This is a genomic window from Mucilaginibacter tolerans (assembly GCF_030519375.1).
In the GTDB taxonomy this organism is placed as follows: Bacteria; Bacteroidota; Bacteroidia; order Sphingobacteriales; family Sphingobacteriaceae; genus Mucilaginibacter.
The window spans coordinates 1-20,097 of the sequence record NZ_JAUMKB010000016.1; the positions used below are offsets into that span (position 1 = coordinate 1).

General features: G+C 42.2%; 16 protein-coding genes. 10 read left to right on the forward strand and 6 right to left on the reverse strand.

The annotated features are described in order from the left end of the window. Window positions 1-166 precede the first annotated feature (166 nt). Window positions 167-3,400, reverse strand: coding sequence for an amidohydrolase family protein (locus Q3A68_RS18665; RefSeq protein WP_302902641.1), 3,234 nt, complete (start codon window positions 3,398-3,400; stop codon window positions 167-169). Window positions 3,401-3,540: 140 nt separating this feature from the next. On the opposite strand from Q3A68_RS18665, the gene Q3A68_RS18670 reads away from it, so the two are divergent. The 3 genes from Q3A68_RS18670 (at window position 3,541) to Q3A68_RS18680 (ending at window position 7,252) form a co-directional block, all read left to right on the forward strand. After that, window positions 3,541-5,433: a RecQ family ATP-dependent DNA helicase gene (locus Q3A68_RS18670; RefSeq protein ID WP_302902642.1), complete on the forward strand. Its 1,893-nt coding sequence runs from the start codon at window positions 3,541-3,543 to the stop codon at window positions 5,431-5,433. Window positions 5,434-5,499: 66 nt separating this feature from the next. Beyond that, window positions 5,500-6,429, forward strand: a complete 930-nt coding sequence (locus Q3A68_RS18675; RefSeq protein ID WP_302902643.1) for a hypothetical protein — start codon at window positions 5,500-5,502, stop codon at window positions 6,427-6,429. A gap of 217 nt (window positions 6,430-6,646) precedes the next feature. Further along, window positions 6,647-7,252, forward strand: a complete 606-nt coding sequence (locus Q3A68_RS18680; RefSeq protein ID WP_302902644.1) for a GIN domain-containing protein — start codon at window positions 6,647-6,649, stop codon at window positions 7,250-7,252. 79 nt (window positions 7,253-7,331) lie between these two features. On the opposite strand, the gene Q3A68_RS18685 is transcribed toward Q3A68_RS18680, so the two are convergent. Beyond that, entirely contained in the window at window positions 7,332-7,736 is a 405-nt protein-coding gene (locus tag Q3A68_RS18685) for a protease inhibitor I42 family protein (protein WP_302902645.1), read from the reverse strand. 262 nt (window positions 7,737-7,998) lie between these two features. On the opposite strand from Q3A68_RS18685, the gene Q3A68_RS18690 reads away from it, so the two are divergent. From Q3A68_RS18690 to Q3A68_RS18720, 7 genes are all read left to right on the forward strand, one after another. After that, on the forward strand, window positions 7,999-8,619 hold the full coding sequence (locus Q3A68_RS18690) for a GIN domain-containing protein (protein WP_302902646.1): 621 nt from the start codon (window positions 7,999-8,001) through the stop codon (window positions 8,617-8,619). A 122-nt stretch (window positions 8,620-8,741) separates the two neighbouring features. Beyond that, a complete protein-coding gene (locus tag Q3A68_RS18695; protein WP_302902647.1) occupies window positions 8,742-9,464 on the forward strand; it encodes a head GIN domain-containing protein in 723 nt (240 codons plus the stop codon). 195 nt (window positions 9,465-9,659) lie between these two features. Beyond that, window positions 9,660-11,006, forward strand: coding sequence for a trigger factor (gene tig / locus Q3A68_RS18700; RefSeq protein WP_302902648.1), 1,347 nt, complete (start codon window positions 9,660-9,662; stop codon window positions 11,004-11,006). Window positions 11,007-11,164: 158 nt separating this feature from the next. Further along, window positions 11,165-11,872 carry an ATP-dependent Clp endopeptidase proteolytic subunit ClpP gene (gene clpP, locus Q3A68_RS18705; protein WP_302902649.1) on the forward strand — a complete coding sequence of 236 codons (708 nt, stop codon included), beginning with the start codon at window positions 11,165-11,167 and terminating at the stop codon, window positions 11,870-11,872. 100 nt (window positions 11,873-11,972) lie between these two features. Next, window positions 11,973-13,211 (forward strand): ATP-dependent Clp protease ATP-binding subunit ClpX, encoded by a 1,239-nt coding sequence (clpX, locus tag Q3A68_RS18710; RefSeq protein ID WP_302902650.1) that lies wholly within the window; start codon window positions 11,973-11,975, stop codon window positions 13,209-13,211. Window positions 13,212-13,371: 160 nt separating this feature from the next. Continuing rightward, on the forward strand, window positions 13,372-14,226 hold the full coding sequence (locus tag Q3A68_RS18715) for an AMP nucleosidase (protein WP_302902651.1): 855 nt from the start codon (window positions 13,372-13,374) through the stop codon (window positions 14,224-14,226). A gap of 99 nt (window positions 14,227-14,325) precedes the next feature. Then, entirely contained in the window at window positions 14,326-15,684 is a 1,359-nt protein-coding gene (locus Q3A68_RS18720) for a pyridoxal-phosphate dependent enzyme (RefSeq protein ID WP_302902652.1), read from the forward strand. 76 nt (window positions 15,685-15,760) lie between these two features. On the opposite strand, the gene Q3A68_RS18725 is transcribed toward Q3A68_RS18720, so the two are convergent. The 4 genes from Q3A68_RS18725 to Q3A68_RS18740 form a co-directional block, all read right to left on the reverse strand. Beyond that, a complete protein-coding gene (locus Q3A68_RS18725) occupies window positions 15,761-16,132 on the reverse strand; it encodes a DMT family protein (protein WP_302902653.1) in 372 nt (123 codons plus the stop codon). 86 nt (window positions 16,133-16,218) lie between these two features. After that, entirely contained in the window at window positions 16,219-17,760 is a 1,542-nt protein-coding gene (locus Q3A68_RS18730; protein ID WP_302902654.1) for an ArnT family glycosyltransferase, read from the reverse strand. A 117-nt stretch (window positions 17,761-17,877) separates the two neighbouring features. Beyond that, window positions 17,878-19,185 (reverse strand): UDP-N-acetylglucosamine 1-carboxyvinyltransferase, encoded by a 1,308-nt coding sequence (gene murA / locus Q3A68_RS18735; protein ID WP_302902655.1) that lies wholly within the window; start codon window positions 19,183-19,185, stop codon window positions 17,878-17,880. A 138-nt stretch (window positions 19,186-19,323) separates the two neighbouring features. Then, on the reverse strand, window positions 19,324-20,028 hold the full coding sequence (locus Q3A68_RS18740; RefSeq protein WP_302902656.1) for a DUF4290 domain-containing protein: 705 nt from the start codon (window positions 20,026-20,028) through the stop codon (window positions 19,324-19,326). Window positions 20,029-20,097: the final 69 nt, after the last annotated feature.

Here is a 20,097-nt window from a genome sequence, read left to right on the forward strand (position 1 = left end):
GATGAGCCCGATAAATTATCGGGCTCATCATTACAATTAATTTTTAAATTCGTCCAACTTTTGGGGTTCAGTCCAAACTGACGGGCTTTTTTTGTAGCTAAAGATTATGAGAAGTCGGAAAGTCGGTATGTCCGGAAGCTGTCTTTCTTTCGGACTTTCTGACTAATTAGTCTCCATCCTGCGAGGTATACAGCCAGGTTTCGGTATTGCCTACAGGTAAGTTCACCATTTCACCCCTGTTTTGCTGCCACCAGAAACGCAGGCGCGGTTTTTCGTGATTGCCAATTTCGTTCATCGAATTGGCATCATACAGCCGACCATTTACCATCACGTATTTTATCTTTTCGCTGTTGCGGATATCAATCAATGGGTTAGCATTCAGAACAATCAAATCGGCCAGTTTGCCTTGCTCCAATGAGCCTATATCTCTGTCCATTCCCAAATAAGATGCGCCATTCATAGTTGCGCACCGGATAGCCTGCAATGGAGTCATACCGCCCTGTGTCAACATCCAAAGCTCCCAATGCGCGCCAAGGCCCTGTAGCTGACCATGTGCGCCCAGGTTAACTTTGGTACCACCGTCAGCGATTTGTTTTACATATTTGGAGACCTCGATATGGCCGTAGTCGCCATATTCAGCAGTTACTCTGCGGCGTGAGCGTGCGTCTACAATAGATTGCGGCGTAAAGCTGAGCAGGTGTTCGTTTTTCCAAACTTCAGTACGGTCATACCAGTAGTTCTCGCCAAATAAGCCCCCATAGGATACGATCAGGGTAGGAGTATAACCGGTTTTGCTAGCATTCCAAAGGGACTTCACGTCTTTATAAATCGGTACAACGGGAATATTATGCTCAATTCCGGTATGCCCATCTAGTATCATATTCATATTGGTGAAGAAGGTTGACCCTCCTTCAGGTACTACCTGCATCTGCAATTCACGGGCTGCTGCGATGATTTGCTGACGTTGTTCGCGACGTGGTTGATTATAGCTTTTCACTGAAAATGCCCCTACCGCTTTTAATCTGCGAAGATTGGACAAAGCATCGTCGAGACTGTTGATCACTACTTTAAAGTCACCATCTGCGCCATACAAGATCGAGCCGGTCGAATATATCCGCGGGCCAACCATAATGCCGGCCTTTACCATTTCCGACTGGCTAAAAACCATCTCCGTATTGGTGGATGGATCGTGCGCCGTTGTTACGCCAAATGACAAGTTGGCAAAGTAATTCCAGTCCTGCTGTGGTGAAATACCATCCGGACTTGGATGCAGGTGTGCATGAACATCGATCATGCCCGGCATAATGGTTTTACCATTAGCATCGAAGACTTTCGCATCAGACGGAACTTGTATGTCAGATGCTTTTCCTATAGCGGCTATCCTGTTTTTCTCAATTACAATAGTGCCGTTGTCAATCACCTCATCGCCCTTCATAGTAATAATACGGGCATTGGTGAAGGCTATTTTGCCGTCCGGAATATCTGATTTCAGTTTCAGGTTAACGTCGGTTCCCGCTGTATCAACAACTTTTGTTTTATCGTCACCGCCTTCTACAAACGGGAACGCGCTATGAATATCGCGCACAAAATATTTTGATCCCAGCGTCCACATCAATTTCTGACTATCCTTGCTCCAATGGAGATAGGTGCCTGCATCACGAGTTAGCTTGTTGAGCGGGAGGGCTTTATTGCCTGCCGACAAATCCTGAGGACTGCCGGAGTAAACCATTGGTGTGATATAACAGTTAAATAACTCTGTGAATGCCATCCATTTCCCATCAGGACTAGGCGTGAACTGGGTAGTATAAGTTGAAGTATATAATGTTTTTTGGTTTGCGCCGGTGGTATCCATCACCATAAAGGTCTTTTTATCGCCCTCGCTGCTTTGGTAATAGATTTTTGAATCGTCGGCAGAGTACTGAGGCCAGATACCATTATTGATAATCATTTTTGGTTTGCCGCCCGTTGCCGACATGACATATATTCCCGGATTTTTACCAAACGCGAAGCCTAACACATCGTTACCTTCACCCTTTCGGAAAATGATCTTATCGCCCTTGTTGGAGAATTTTGGCGAATAATACAGGCCTTTCTCTGGGGTAAGCCGGCTTACAAAATGCGTTGTCAGATCGACCTTGCTGATAGAGCCTTTCAGTTCGTCATTCCAGTCGACATAAATGAGTGATTTTCCATCCGGACTAAACTGCGGTTCATATTCAAAATCAGCTGTGCTATCAATTCGCATAGGTGCTCCATCGGGCAAAGTTTTGATGTAAATGTGTCCAGCTGCATTGAATGCCACTTGTTTACCGTCCGGCGAGGTGGTCAACTGACGGATCATTTTAGCTGAGAACTCATCCTGGAAAACCCGTTGAGGGAAATGAAGCGCATCTGTTATCGTTTGTTGTGAAGTAACCTCAAACGGTATCTGCGCAGCATTTAATGTCGTAATATCCAGGTTCCATATCTTGCCTTTAGCATAGAAAATGATGCTCTTACTGTCGGGAGTCCATCCGAAATTAGGATAAACACCAAATATGGCCCAGGTTTCCTGCTGGTCTTTTGAAAGCTCGTCATAAACCGGCCATTCTTCGCCTGTTGCCAGGTTGTGCAGGTATAATACGCTCTTCAGCCTTACACGCTTCACAAATGCCAATAATTTGCCGTCAGGAGAGATCTGCGGACGGCAAGCACCGCCGCCTCCACCAGTTACTGTTTCTATTTCGCCTGTTTCGCGATTCAATCTTTTTATAGCGTAAATGCCCTGGTAAGGGTCTTTGTTATATTGAAAATATGGCCCAGGTGTAACATCCTCGCTCCAGTAAACATATTTACCATCAGGCGATACAATAGGCTCACCCGCATCCTGTTGATCATTTTTGCGTTTGGTTAACTGGATACCATCACCACCTGTTTTGTGATACAACCACATTTCACCAGCGCCTAATGAACGGCTTGCTGTAAAATGCTTACGTGCTACCAAATACTGGCCATCAGGTGTCCATGATGCGTTATTTAATAATCTGAAAGTCTCTTTGGTGATGGGGTGTTTATTGGAGCCATCACTGTTCATGATCCAGATGTTATCACCGCCATCCTTATCGCTGGTGTAGGATATCATTTTACCATCAGGACTGTAGCGCGGCTGTAAGTCCCACGACTTCCCGGAGGTAAGTGTCGTAGCTTTTCCACCTTTTATTGGAATGGTGTAAATATCGCCCAGCAAGTCGAAGACAATATTCTGGCCATCCGGACTCACATCCAGATTCATCCAGGTACCTTCGTCGGTAGTAATACTTACTTTTTTTACCGGTCCGGGAGGCGCCTCCACGTTCCATTTTTGGGCAGAAACTATATTGATTGATAAGGAAAATAGTAGAGATAGAATCAGATATTTCATAAGGTATCAATATGTTAACGCCGCGAAGTTAAAAATATTGAGTTATTAAAAAGGTTTTGGATTTCGAATGTTACATTTCACGGCTATCTTACAAGCGAATACTAAATCCGAAATTGTAAATTCGACATCCGAGATTAATAATGACTATCCAGCAAATACTAAAACATTATTGGAACCACGATACCTTCCGGCCATTACAGGAGGAGATCATCCAGTCTGTTTTACTGGGTCAGGATACGCTGGCTTTGCTTCCAACGGGCGGAGGTAAGTCTATCTGCTTTCAGGTACCAGCTTTAACTAAGGCTGGGTTATGCATAGTTGTCTCGCCTCTGATCGCTTTGATGAAGGACCAGGTAGAGAACCTGAAAGCAAAAGGCATTGAGGCTGTTGCCATCGTATCCGGTATGAGCAAACGAGAGGTGGATATTACTTTGGATAGATGTGTTTACAGTGGAGTTAAATTTCTGTACTTGTCTCCCGAACGCCTGCTATCAGAACTGGTTCGTGAGCGGATTGCTTATATGAATGTCAACCTGATCGCAGTTGACGAAGCGCATTGTATATCACAATGGGGCTACGATTTCAGGCCGCCATATTTGCATATCGCTGATTTGCGCGAAATACAGCCAGACGTCCCCGTATTGGCGCTTACCGCTACCGCTACGGCTGAAGTCTGTGACGATATTCAGCAAAAGCTATTATTTAAGCAGCCAAATATTTACCGCAAAAGCTTTGAGCGGAAGAATATCAGCTACGTGGTGCAGAACGAAGAAAACAAGCTACGCAAACTGTTGGATGTTGCGAGAGGGGTGAAGGGTAGTGGTATTGTTTATGTCCGCAGTCGTAAGGAAACTTCCGAGATCGCTAAGCTCTATAATGAGAATGGTTTCAGGGCTGATTTTTACCACGCTGGCCTGACGATGGAACAACGATCAAAGAAACAAGAAGAATGGAAAAACAATAAAACGCGGATCATAGTGGCAACAAATGCCTTCGGGATGGGGATTGATAAACCGGATGTTCGTTTCGTAATCCATAAGGATATACCCGAAAGCCTGGAGGCGTATTACCAGGAAGCCGGCAGGGGAGGACGTGATGAACAAAAGGCTTATGCCGTGTTACTATACAATTATGCCGACCGCCTGAAGAATGAAAAGAAACTGCTGACCAACTTTCCTTCGGTAGACGAGATCAAACTGGTTTATCACCATTTAGGCAGTTATTTTCAATTAGCCTTCGGAACCGGCGAGGGAGTGAGTTTTGATATCGATCTGAGCGATTTTTGTGTTCGTTACAAACTTGAACCCAATAAAACGCTAAATGCGCTGAAATTCCTCGAGCAGGATGAATACCTGTCATTTAACGAAAGTGTGTTTTTACCCTCACGTTTTCGTTTCGAAGTGCATAATGAGGAACTATATAACTTCCAAATTCAAAATGCTTCATGGGATCCTTTCATCAAAACACTACTACGCTCCTATGGAGGCTCGTTTGAGAACTATGTTCGTTTGCGCGAGTTCGATATTGCCCGGCGAAGCAATCTCAGTGTTCAGCAAGTAATTGAAGGCTTAAAACAACTACAGGAAATCGGTATACTCAGCTATATGCAACAAACTGACATGCCGCAGGTAACTTACCTGAAGCCGCGGTTGCAAAATAATGAGATGGTGGTTAATAAGCGTTATATTGATGAGCGCAAAGCCATCTACCTGAAAAAACTCGAAGCGGTATTTGCTTATGCAGAACATAAAAAGTGCCGCAGCCAGATGTTGCTGGCTTATTTTGATGAATCTGATGCCGATAAATGCGGTATCTGCGATATTTGCCTGGAAGAAAAACGCCTGAAAAACCTTTCCGAAACCTCTGACAACATCACCGACGAGATAGCCCATCTGCTTAGTGTCGATGCGCTTACTATTGATGACTTGATGAGTTCCATAAAAGCCGGTACTGAAAAAGACCGCATCGAAACCATCCGTACCCTGCTGGATGCCGGTAAGATCAAGACGGACGGGGAGAGGTATTATTTATAAATTTATAATTAAAAGATAGAAGGTTTCCTAAAAGAGATATTTTGCATCTTTAATATGATGATGGGAATGAACCAGTTGGATCGCGTTAATTACTATAACATTCTGGCGATGGTGCTGTCTGCATGTCTTGCGATACTCATCCCTTTTGAACTAGCCTTGTTATCGTATGCTATCCTGGGGCCGGCACATTATCTTACTGAGATATCATGGCTTAAAGAAAGGCAGTTCTTTACTGTTAAAAAACATGACTATTTTATCATTATAATCATCGTGATTGTTGCTCTGCTGATTAAACTGCCATATGCTAACCTATTATTTTATACATTTGGATTAACATTGCTTTTCTTGTTTATTAAGGATAGCACGAATCGAGTGCTTGCATTTGTGATATTAATAGTTGCCGGGTATTTTTTATTATCACATAATCTACTCCGGACTATTTTCGGGTTGTATCTGGGCACCCTTATTCATGTATATGTGTTTACCGGGGCGTTTATATTGTATGGCGCTTTGAAAAGCAAGAATATTTCGGGTTACCTGTCAATATTAGTGTTTGTATTATGTCCGGTATTATTATGTTTTTTATTTGCCGGATGGCATAATGTACCTACCGCATGGGCTGCAAGTAACTATGGAGCCTTCTCGCGGCTTAATTTTACTACACTACATACTCATGTACTTAATATTTATGCCGATAAAACAAGTGTTTTATTAACAAGGTTCATTGCTTTTGCCTACACTTATCACTATTTAAATTGGTTTAGCAAAACCCGGATTATTAATTGGCACCGGATATCTGTAAAAAGGGCTGTATTCATCATTGTCATCTGGATCGCATCAGTCGGGTTATACTTTTATAACTATAATACAGGATTAAAATGGCTTTTCCTATTGAGCACTATTCACGTAATCCTGGAGTTCCCGTTAAATCACCGCACATTTATCGGCATCGGCAAAGAACTGAAGAGCCGTCTATCGCCGATAACCACTAAATAGATTCTGATCATCAGAAGTTTTGAACGAGATTGCCTGACATTGTAATTGTTACCGGTCGGTATAAACCTGATTTTTTCACCGACCAAAATCCCCGCTTTACCGGGAAAACCCTGCTGTACAACTAATAGAGGCCTTTTTACTGTAACGGATCTTTCCTGTGATCGTCTTATGGGTGTATTTAGAAACAAACAAATTGACAATCAAAATATTAAATATCATGAAAACAAGAATTTTTTCCTTAATAGCTATTGCAGCAGTAGTTTTAGGAGTAAGCAACACCACCTTGGCAGCAACAAAAGATTCAGCTGCAAACAACAGTGAAGTTAGCACTGTATTGAAGGTAAGCAAAATCAGCAAGATCGAAGTTCGCGGTAATGTTGAGCTGTATATAACTGATGGCTCAGACGATCAGGTTAAAGTTTATAACCGCTACTATTCAGAAAGCGCTTTGATCCAAAACAACAACGGTACATTACGTATCTCATCTTTCGCCGACCAGAAACTGGTAGTTTGGGTTAAAGCAGAACAGTTAAGCTCAATCGCTGCTTATGACAATGCTGAAGTAAAATCATTCGGTAAAATCTCTCCGCTTGAAATGGATATAACTTTACACGATAATGCTTATGCCCAATTAGATGTAGACGGTTACAGCATGAACATTACCGTAAACAACCGCGCAAAAGCTGATCTTTCAGGTAACGTAGAACAATGTAACTTAAAATACGACCGCTCAGCCTATGTAAACAGCACCAACTTCGCTGCAGCGCACATGACAAGAACAACTGACGGAGTCGCTAAAAACGATGATCTGGTAGTTTTATAATCATCACTTGCAAAAGTTCAACATATACATCGCAGGCCACTTGTTTAACAGGTGGCTTTTTTTATGGGCGCAGTTTTTATTATTTAACTGTTATTGTTCCGCTAAATATAATAATCGGGCTTTCTGAACCTCGTGTGGCAGTTATAATCAATGCGGCGGTACCTGATTTTAAGGCGCTAAACTCCCAGGTATCTGTTCCGAAATCTCCAACGTTCATATTGTTTACAGGTGGGGTATTGATATGACTATTCAACTTCAGCATTGATGAATCATATTTTGGCGCATCAAAAGTATATCCACCATCGCCGGGGTTCCCAAGTTTGATTTTAAGAATTTGACCTTCTAAAAGCGTAACGGTTTTACCATTATCTTGCGAAGTGACCTGTTTAGCGGGCAAGTTGGGATCCTGCGTTTTTTTGCATGATGTAAGTACACCAACAAGTGCAACAATAGTGAATAAAGTCAGGATAGTTTTACTTTTCATATTTGGCTCAAGGTAATATACTCATTACGCAAGGCAGCCAGCATATGTAACAGCCGTTCAATAAAATTTCAGTTAAAAAAGAGGTAGTAAAAGCCACGACACGGCCGCCCAACAGAATTTTCGCCGACCATTTTCAGCCGTTCACCGAGATAAAAGGGCCATACATCTAATAGTGGGGTTTTGGCTGTAACGATTCCTTTTTGGGGTCGTCTTATGGGTGTATTTAGAAACAAACAAATTGACAATCAAAATATTAAATATCATGAAAACTAAATTTTTATCCTTCGTAGCTATCGCAGCAATAGTATTAGGAGTAAGCAACACAACCATAGCAGCAGTAAAAGACAGCGCAGCTGCAAACAACAAAAGCGAAGTTAGCACCGTGTTAACTAATGTAAGCAAAATCAACAAAATTGAGGTTCGTGGAAACGTTGAAGTATTCGTATCAGACGGTTCAGCCGATCAGGTAAAAGTATACAACCGTTACTATTCAGAAAGCGCTTTGATACAAAGCCAGAACGGGGTATTACGCATCTCATCTTTTGCCGATCAGAAACTGGTAGTTTGGGTTACCGCAGCTCAGTTAACTGCTATCTCAGCTTATGACAACGCTGAAGTAAAATCATTCGGTAAACTATCACCAATAGAAATGAATGTTACTTTACACGACAACGCTTATGCTAAACTGGATTTGGACGGCTACAGTGCAGACATCACTTTAAACAACCGTGCAAAAGCTGACTTAACTGGTAACATAAATGAATGTAACTTAAAATACGATCGTTCAGCTACTGTAAACAGCACTGACTTTGCCGCTGGGCATATTACTAAAACTGTTGACGGATTGAATGTAAATACAAACGAAGACATCGCAGTACTTTAATCCTACTTTTGCAAAAGTTCATCATATATTCAGAGGGCCGTTCTTGTAAATCGAACGGCTTTTTTTATTTTTGATGTAACCAGATCTGATCAAACACGTCCAATACCTAAAAAAATCAAACCATGAAAAAATTATACTCCATTGCGATATTATTTATTGCAGCCATATCGTTATCTGTTTTATCATCGTGCCGGTTCGGCTGTATAAAGGGCTCTGGCCACCAGGTAACCGAAAATCATAAAGTAAGCGATTTTACCAGACTCGATATTTCTGGCGGCTTTAAGATTAACCTGAAACAGGACAGCAGCCTGACCGTATCTGTTACCGCGGATGATAATCTGATGAAATATATTCACATAAACTCAGATGGCGATAAGCTGCGCATTTACTCAAAGAAAAGCATATGCGGCAGCGGCGAGCTCGTGCTCAACATAGGAGTGAGGAACCTTGAAGTAATAAAAACGTCAGGAGGTATCAATTTAGCTACCGACGGGAAACTAAACACAAAAGACCTTCGCCTTGAACTTAACGGCGCCAGTAAAGTTGACATGGATTTGAATGCAGCTAATTTGTTTACAGAAGGCAGCGGCTCAACTGACATGACTCTAAAAGGGCAGGCCTCTTCACACAAGATTGAATTTGCAGGCAGCGGTAAAGTAAAAGCACTGGATTTTGTAGTAGGTAGTTACGACATTGAGACAACAGGAGCAAGCGAGTGCAGTATTAACGTATTAAAAGACCTGAATGTGAACACCACAGGAGCCGCTGATATCAAATACCGTGGCAATCCAACAAACGTAAACACCAGTAAAACCGGTGCTGCAAACGTTACTAAAATACAGTAAATATTCACTTGGAATATTTTAGAGGCCCTGCTTGTCGGGGCTTTTTTATTTTGCCTGCCAAAATGATCTGATTGAAAGCGGCTTTTCGGCAAATTTTCTAAAATAATTCTTACCTTTGCACTCCCAAAACAAAGGGCATGCTATTTGATAATGGCATGACTGACACAGGATTTTAGTAAAAAACGAAATAACAAGATGAACATCTCACAGGAAAAAATCGACAGCCTGAATGCCGTTGTAACCATCAACATCAAACCTGAGGATTATCAGCCCAGAGTTGAAAAAGCGATAAAAGACCATGCGAAAAAAGCAAAGATCCCAGGATTCCGCCCGGGTATGGTGCCGCCGGCGCATATCAAAAAAATGTATGGTAAAAGCATTTTGGTTGACGAAGTAAATAACCTGCTTTCTGATACGCTGAACAACTATATCAACGAACAGCAATTGGAAGTATTGGGTCAGCCATTGCCAAAAATGGACGACAGCAAACAATACAACTGGGATTTTGCTGATGATTTTGAATTTAATTATGAAGTGGGTTTAGCTCCAGCTTTCGAGGTTGACTTTTCATCAAAAGATAAAGTGACTCAATACGTGATCAAAGCTGACAAAGAAACTTTGGAAGCACGCATCAAAAATATCCGCAAGAGCTATGGCAAAATGACAAATCCTGACGTATCGGCAGATGGTGATGTGCTTTATGCCGAATTAGTACAGCTTTCTCCGGATGGTTCTGTTTTTGAGGGTGGTGTTACCAATACTACATCCATTCGTTTAGACCAGGTACAGGACGAAAAAATCAAAAAGTCGCTTATCGGTCTGAAAAAAGGTGATGAAGTAACACTGGATATCCAGAAAGCTTATAATAACGATGCAACACGTATTGCTGCTATCTTAAAGGTAGACGATGAAACAGCAGCCGAGTTGAAATCAAATTTCCGCCTGACTGTTAAAAATGTTAACCGTTTGGAGGAAAGCGATCTGAACCAGGAGTTCTTTGATAAATTATTTGGTGAAGGTACAGTAACTACCGAAGAGGAGTTCAGGAATAAAATTACTGAGGAAGTTGAAGCGATGTTCGCACAGGACTCTGAGCGTAAACTGCAAAACGACCTGTATAAACTGGCTATTGATAAAGCAACTTTCCAATTGCCTGATGAATTCCTGAAACGCTGGTTAAAAGCAACTAACGAAAAACTGACCGAGGAAGAACTGACAGGTGGTTATGACGATTTTGCAAAAAACCTGAAATGGACCTTGCTTGAAAACAAGATCATTAAGGATAACAAGATCGAAATCAAATACGAGGAAGTTTTCGCAGCAGCAAAACAACGTTTGGATGCACAATTCAGAATGTACAGCCCACAGCCTTTAAGCGAGGAGCAATTAGGTCAATATACTGTTCAGTATTTACAGAACAGGGACGAGGCTAACAAGATTTTTGAAGAAGTGAAAGCGGTGAAAGCGCTAGACTATTTGAAAAGTGTAGTTACTTTAGAAAATAAAGAAGTTGACGCTAAAGACTTTAGCTCAGTAGAATAATCTCTAAAAAATATCGTACTAAAACCAAAGCAGCTCTTAATGGGTTGCTTTCGTTTTTTATAAGCATCTTATTTTTACTTTTACCAAACTTAATATCAATATTTATATTCAACTAAAAACTATATTTAACGCAAATAAAAAATAAGGAAACAAAAATCATGAGTAGCAATATCGATAAGAATGAATTCAGAAAATACGCTGTGAAACACCATCGTATTAATAGCTTATATGTAGATAAATTTATTTCAAACGTCGACAAGAGCAATCTTCCTATGGGAATGACTCCCTATATTATTGAAGAGCGCCAATTGAACGTTGCACAAATGGACGTGTTCTCGCGTTTGATGATGGACCGTATCATTTTCCTGGGGGATGCTATTTATGATAACATCGCGAATATTATTCAGGCGCAGTTGTTGTTCCTGCAATCTGCAGATAGCAAACGCGACATTCAGATCTATATCAATTCCCCAGGTGGTTCAGTTTATGCAGGTTTAGGTATTTATGATACCATGCAGTTTATCTCGAATGACGTAGCTACTATTTGTACCGGTATGGCTGCTTCAATGGCTGCCGTATTGTTGTGCGCAGGTACACAGGGTAAAAGAGCTGCTTTACCACACTCAAGGGTGATGATCCACCAGCCATCTGGCGGTGCTCAGGGCCAGCAGTCTGATATCGAGATCACTTACCACGAGATTACTAAATTGAAACAGGAGTTATACCAAATCATTGCTGACCACAGCGGTGCACCATATCAGAAAGTTTGGGATGCATCGGACCGTGACCACTGGATGATTGCGGAAGAAGCAGTAGAATTTGGTATGGTTGACGAGATTTTACGCGGAACAAAGGGCAAAAAATAAGAAACAACTCCCTGGCAACAACGTATTAAATAATAAACGACTATCCAAAAACGTTGCAATAGTTGCATTAATTTGCTAAGTTTGGTTAGATAGAATAATAATGAATAAGAACAGCAAAGAGATAAGGTGTTCGTTTTGTGGTGCCGGTAAGCAGGATTCGCTCATGCTGATAGCCGGGCTGGATGCGCACATTTGCGATAAATGTGTGAATCAGGCTAATGAAATATTGGCTGAGGAGTTGAAAGTGCGTAAGGTTAAAACATCACCGTCTTTGCCTGCATTGTTAAAGCCATCTGAGATTAAGGTGCATCTCGATCAGTACGTGATTGGTCAGGATGACGCCAAAAAGATTCTTTCGGTAGCCGTTTACAATCACTATAAGCGATTAAACCAGCGGATAGAGAAGGACGAAGTAGAGATCGAAAAATCGAATATCATTATGGTGGGCGAAACCGGTACGGGTAAAACTTTACTGGCAAAAACGCTGGCTAAAATACTGAACGTGCCTTTCTGTATCTGCGATGCAACTGTACTAACAGAGGCAGGTTACGTAGGAGAGGACGTGGAAAGTATCCTGACGCGTTTACTGCAGGCTGCTGATTATGATGTAACCGCTGCTGAAAAAGGTATCGTTTATATCGATGAAGTAGACAAGATTGCCCGCAAAAGCGATAACGCATCCATAACCCGTGATGTATCGGGGGAGGGTGTTCAACAGGCGTTGTTAAAGATACTGGAAGGTACAATGGTAAATGTACCGCCTCAGGGTGGTCGTAAACATCCTGATCAGAAAATGATCACGGTGAACACCAATAATATCCTCTTTATTTGTGGTGGAGCGTTTGACGGTATTGAAAAGAAGATAGCTAACCGTTTGCGTACACAAACCGTTGGCTATAAGCTTGCACACCACGAAGGCGAGATCGACCTGAAAAATCTGTACAAGTATATTACCCCAGCTGATCTGAAGTCTTTCGGATTGATCCCTGAGTTGATCGGTCGTTTGCCGGTGTTAACCTACCTGAATCCTTTAGATAGGGAAGCGTTGCACAATATCCTTACCGAGCCTAAAAACTCATTACTTAAGCAGTATAAAAAATTGTTTGAGTATGAAGGTGTAAAGCTGGAGTTTGATGAGGAAGTACTTGATTTTATTGTCGACAAGGCGATGGAGTTTAAACTTGGGGCACGTGGCTTGCGTTCTATTTGCGAAGCAATCATGATTGATGCAATGTTTGAATTTCCGTCTAAGAGAGATATCAAACGCTTGAACGTGACGCTGGATTATGCGCACGATAAGTTCGAGAAATCAGATCTCAAAAAATTAAAAGTAGCTTAACAGCGCCATAAGTTTAAAAGCTTATATTTGTAATATCAAAACACGAACCCTGGTGAAACGCCGGGGTTTGTTGTATAGTCAGAAATCGTTTCCTGAACTTAGGTCAGGACCTCCCGGGGCAAACGATATAATGCCTCTTTACACACCTAACTAATACACTATGAACGAAGAAAAAGACATAAAAAAAGACGAACTCGATCCCAGAGAAGTAAGTAAAATAGAAACGCCAGTAAAATCAGGTCTTAAAACAAAGGAAGCCATTGTGGTGAACTGGCTGCCGAGATATACCGGTCGCCCGCTGAATGATTTTGGCGAATATATTATCCTTACCAACTTTTCTAAGTACCTGCAGCTTTTTTCTGAATGGAATGAGAATGCGCAGATTGTAGGGCTGGATAAACCAATGCAAAGCGTTTCAGCAGGTGGAATTACGATCATCAACTTTGGTATGGGGAGTTCGGTAGCGGCTACGGTGATGGATCTGCTTACTGCTATCAAACCAAAGGCAGTTATATTTTTGGGAAAATGCGGAGGGTTAAAGAAAAAGAATAATGTGGGCGACCTGATACTGCCCATCGCAGCCATCAGAGGTGAAGGTACATCGAACGATTATCTTCCACCTGAAGTACCTGCGCTACCGGCATTCGCTCTCCAAAAGGCTATTTCAACAACCATACGCGACTTCGGCCGTGATTACTGGACCGGAACCTGTTACACCACCAACCGCCGCGTCTGGGAGCATGATAAAGAATTTAAGAAATATTTAAAAACCCTGCGTGCTATGGCCGTTGATATGGAAACGGCGACTATTTTTACAACCGGTTTTGCCAATAAAATACCTACAGGAGCATTGTTGCTGGTATCCGATCAGCCGATGATCCCGGAAGGAGTGAAGACAGCTGAAAGTGACTCGTCGGTTACTGAACAATATGTAGAAACTCATTTACATATTGGTATCGAATCATTGAAACAATTGATCAATAATGGCTTGACGGTAAAGCACCTCAAATTTTAAGTTGAACAAGTGAGTGGTCGGCTAGGGGAGAAGTCAGGCCCCGTAAATTTGCATTAACCACTTAACTCAATCAACTTAATCAACTAACTTTGATATACTATGTGGTACAATAATATACTCGAAACCATCGGCAACACGCCCATGGTCAGGCTAAATACAATTACTAAAGATATCCCGGCGACTGTGCTGGCCAAAATAGAAACGACCAACCCCGGTAACTCGATTAAAGATCGCATGGCGCTTAAAATGATAGAAGATGCTGAGAAGAACGGCTTATTGAAACCCGGCGGAACTATTATTGAAGGCACTTCGGGTAATACGGGCATGGGTTTGGCTATCGCTGCAGTGATAAAAGGCTATAAATGTATTTTTACCAGTACTGACAAGCAATCGAAAGAGAAATTTGATGCGCTGCGTGCTTTTGGTGCCGAAGTGATTGTGTGCCCAACCAATGTTGATCCGGAAGACCCGCGTTCATATTATTCAGTTTCATCACGCCTTGAGCGTGAGGTGCCTAATTCGTGGAAACCAAACCAGTACGATAATTTGTCTAACTCACAGGCTCATTACGAGCAGACAGCGCCTGAAATATGGGAGCAAACTGAAGGAAAAATAACACACCTGGTAGCGGGAGTGGGCACTGGCGGTACAATATCCGGTATAGCTAAATATCTGAAGGAAAAGAACCCCAATATTAAGGTGATCGGAATTGATACCTATGGTTCGGTATTCAAGAAATATAAGGAAACCGGCATTTTTGATAAAGATGAGATCTACCCATACATCACCGAAGGCATTGGAGAGGACTTCCTGCCAAAGAACGTCGATTTCAACCTGATTGATCATTTTGAAAAAGTAACCGATAAGGATGCCGCCCTGATGACCCGTGAAGTAGCCTTAAAAGAAGGCATTTTTGCCGGGAACTCCACAGGTTCAGCTGTTGCAGGGGTTTTGCAGGTAAAACACATGTTTAAAGAAGGCGATGTGGTGGTTATCATATTCCCCGATCACGGCTCACGCTACATGGCTAAAATGTACAACGAAGACTGGTTGCGCGAACGCGGATTTTTGAAGGACGAAAAGTTGACTGCTAAAGACATTATCAAGAAGAAAGAAAGGCAGGAGATCATCACTATCGATTGCGAAAAGACGGTGTTGGAGGCCATCAATATGATCAAATCGCTCAATATATCACAGATACCAGTTACTCAAAAAGGCATGGTGATCGGCAAGATTACTGAGAGTGATATTCTGGATGCATTACTCGAAAACCCTGCACTCAAATCGCACCCGATACAAAGCATCACTACAGCGCCATTCCCGTTTGTTGATGTTAATACTTCGATAGATCGTATTTCGGCTATGATCAATAAAGATAATATAGCTGTTTTGGTAGAGGATCAGGGCAATATTGAGATTATTACGCAGTACGATATCATTAATGCGATATCAGCGTGAGATGAAAGCTGAAAGGTGTTTTGTGGTAAGCGGGACACCTTTTTAATTTGCACATGCACTCATCTGCACATCCAAGCTACCATTTTTTAAATATCACAAACACGGCCAGCACGATCAGGCAAAAGCCTAGCAGGTGGTTCCAGGCCAGTTTCTCTGTTTTGAAGAAAAGCAGAGTGAATATCATAAAGACAGTCAATGTAACGGCCTCCTGAATAGTCTTGAGTTGAACAAGGCTGAATGGTCCGCCGGTTTCCTGTGAGCCTGCACGGTTGGCCGGCACCTGGAATACATATTCAAAGAAAGCCAGTCCCCAGCTAATCAGTATTATAGCGACCAGTCCCAGATTTTTACCCCATGTGTACTCCTTAAATTTCAGGTGCCCATACCAGGCAAAGGTCATAAAAGTGTTAGAGATGAAGAGAAGAATGATCGTTTTTAGTGCGCGCATAGATTGATTTGTCAAAAATAGTTATTCTCGGCAAGATTGTAGCTGATCCGCACGTCAGCATATCCTCACATTCGCACATCAAATATCTACTCCAGTCGTTTCTCTGCCAATTCCTTCCGGTACGCTTCATCCAATTCAGGCTTTGGATTGACCAGCAGGAAAATGCCCGTGCCTTTTTCCCGTGCATAAGGAGAATCTATTTCGCCGATTTTAATATAGCTTTCTAAATAGGACTGGAATTTCTTTATGTTACTACCGTTTGTCTCGTCCACATAAATAATATACCGCGCATTCAGACTGTCGGGCGTCCAAAGTGTAAAACTGCTGTTAAGGCAAGCAGCATCCGGCAAATTATATTGTTTGCCAATGTGATGTATGGCCCCCGCTTCCCCATAATTATCAGCGTAGATCTGGGTATGCTTCTGTTGTTCGGGTGTAAGACTGTTGTAGGTTTTGGCTACCTTTTCGGTCATCTCATCCCATCCCAGCATATCAGCATAATCCTGGCTCAGGTAATGCTCTTTTTGGTCTTCCCACTTTGGAGCTATATGCATGAACCTGAACGCTGCCATAGTTTGATCCAGCGAGAATATTGGCAATGCTAAAGGAAGCAATAAGAGATTGGGCAATGTGAAAAACAAGACAATTGCCGTGCGTAATACATAACCCTTAGATTTCATCCATCGCTCAAACCCATAGCCGCCGGCAGCAAAAAGCATCGGGAATGCACCAAACAGGTAATACTCTTTACCTTTCATGGCTAGTAAGAAAATGAATATCAGTATAAATGCAAAGGCCAAAAACTGGAACCTTCGCAACCGCGCCGAAAATAGTAAGAAGCCAAACCCGGTAAGCCAGATAAATAAGGCAATGCCGTTGATCAATAGTTCCTGTATGATGAAATTTGTTGGTTTGATATATTCGAGTTGTTGCGAACGAAGCGTTTTCATGTGGGTAACCACAGGCAAATGATGGGTCATTTGCCAGATGATATTCGGGAGGAATATGGTCAATGCAATTACGGCCGAAAATAATACGTGCTTGTTCCACAATAATTTGCGCTGCCTGGTTAACAGTAGTCCTAGCATTAGGGCAATGGCAAAAAAGGCCATTGTATATTTGGTCAGTAGCCCAATTCCTATTACAATACCCAACAGGTAAATGTAAACGGGCAAAGAGGTATTCATATACCGGATAAGCAGATACACGGTCAGCACCCACCATAGCTGATCGAAAACCACGGGCTGAAAGAGGTACCCGCTTGCAGCAAATGCAGGTGAAAATATTAAAGCCAGGCAGGCCAGGGTGATGGCAAATTTCTTTCCGCCCAATTCAATAACGATCTGTCCGGTAAACCATATGATCAGTCCGCTAAATATGGTGCTGAATATTCGCGCTGCAAAAACCGAATTGCCAAATACAGATGTAGTGATTTTGGCAAGTACTGCAATAAAGGGGGGCACTTCCTTAAAACCCCAGTCCAGATGATCGCCTAAGGTCAGGTGCAGAAGCTCATCACGTTGAAAGCCAAAACGAGAGATAGCCAACAAATTCAACCCTACTTTAATAGCAACAAAAATCAGTAGGAAGTAAGAGTATTTAGACCTGTTATTTTTATAGCTGTGCAAGAGTATAAATGGTTTTTATAAAGATAGTTATTTGAGTCTGAAAGTCCGCGTAAGTCGGAAAGTCCCAAAGAGTTAGTAGTTTATCTCCCGGACTATGTGGACCTTCAGACTTGCCTACTAAATTCTTCTTATATCAGCGCCAAGTGCTCTCAAGCGATCATCAATATGCTGATAACCACGTTCTATCTGTTCGATATTGTAAATGGTTGATTTGCCCTGGGCTGATAATGCAGCAATTAGCAATGAAACACCGGCACGGATATCAGGCGAAGTCATCGAAATGCCTCTTAGTTTTACCTGGTTGTCCAATCCGATCACGGTTGCACGGTGCGGGTCGCAAAGTATGATCTGTGCGCCCATGTCTAGCAGCTTATCTACAAAGAACAAGCGGCTTTCGAACATTTTTTGATGTATCAGAACGGAACCTTTCGCCTGTATAGCAACCACCAAAACAATGCTCAGTAAATCGGGGGTGAAGCCAGGCCATGGCGCATCGGCTATGGTCATGATGGAACCATCAATAAAAGTCTCGATCTCGTAATGGCTTTGGGCAGGGATGTAAATATCATCACCGCGGCGCTCCAACTTGATGCCTAAACGTTTGAACGTATCGGGAATAATGCCGAGCTCATCATAATGCACATCCTTTATGGTGATCTCAGAACCGGTCATGGCTGCTAAACCGATGAAAGAGCCTATCTCGATCATATCAGGCAGCATGCGATGCTCTGTGCCATGTAGCTCTGTTGCACCTTCAATAGTTAATAAATTTGAACCGATGCCACTGATCTTTGCCCCCATACGGTTCAGCATTTTGCATAATTGCTGCAAGTAAGGCTCGCAGGCTGCATTGTATATGGTGGTAATTCCTTTTGACAGCACGGCAGCCATAACTATGTTGGCTGTACCGGTTACCGAGGCTTCGTCCAACAGGATGTAAGTACCTCTCAGGTCAGATGCATCTACATTGAAAAAGCCGGTATCTGGATTATAATTGAATTTGGCGCCTAGCTTTTCAAAACCTAAAAAGTGAGTATCCAGCCTGCGGCGACCGATTTTGTCACCCCCTGGTTTGGGTATAGATGCTTTTCCAAAGCGTGCCAGCAGCGGACCTACAATCATGATCGACCCCCGCAAACCACCGCCTTTAGTTTTAAAAGCTTCGGACTCGAAAAAGTTAAGATCTATATTTTTTGCTTCGAAGGTATAAGTGTCAGGGCTAAGACGGTTAACAATAACGCCCATGTCACCCAGCAGTTCGATCAGCTTATTCACATCCTTTATATCAGGAATATTACTGATCGTGATTTTTTCGCTGGTCAGAAGTACCGCTGAAAGTATCTGAAGCGCTTCGTTTTTGGCACCTTGTGGTACAATTTCGCCCTTTAATGGCTTGCCGCCAATTATCTCAAATGCGTTATTCATAGTTAGTTTATAGTTGGTGGTTCATAGTTCATAGCCACACTACTCACAAACAGCAATTGTTTGTTGTTGCTTTGCAAATATTATAAAAAAATAATGCTTAGCCAGCTATGAACTATCAACAATGAACCATAGGAGAGATCAATATTTCCGGCTACCACCGCCATTGTTGCGATTACGGTTATTCTGGTTGTTATTCCGCGGATTGTTGTTGCGGTTTTTGTTCTGATTATTGTTATTAGAACGTCCTCTGCTGGTATTTTGATTGCTGCTGGTGCGATATTCAACTTTTGCAAGATTTACATTCTCTTCGAGTTTTAATGCACCACCTGACATAGCCCGCAAATCAGCCAGGATACTCTCGTCTGCTACCGAATCCTTATTCCATTGTACATAGGCCATCTTCATAAAATTAGCAATTGCCTGTACCATGTGTTGTTTGCGCTCGGGCTCATCTATACTTTTAGCCTTTTCGATCATCAGCTCAATGGTTTTGCCATAATGCTTATATTTAATACGCTGATGGGGGTATTTCAACGGCTCAGGCTTTAAATGAATAGCATCAGGAGCGGGTTTTGGATAAGGCGAATCTACATCGATCTTGAAATCAGAAATGATGTGCAAATGGTCCCAAAGTTTATGCTTAAAGTCAGCAACATCCCGCAAGTGAGGGTTCAGAAAACCCATCAAATCGATCACAACCTGTGCATAGCGGTTACGTTCTTCTTTGGTCGGTAGTGCAACAATGTATTTAACCATGTTTTGTACATTGCGGCCATACTCGGATAATATCAGTTTATTCCTGGTGGAGTTATAGTCAAATTGAGGCGTTTCTTCAATAGCCATATAATAATGAATTTAATAAAAATTAGCAATTAAGAATAAAATTAGCGCAGAGTCGGTATCCCAATAGTG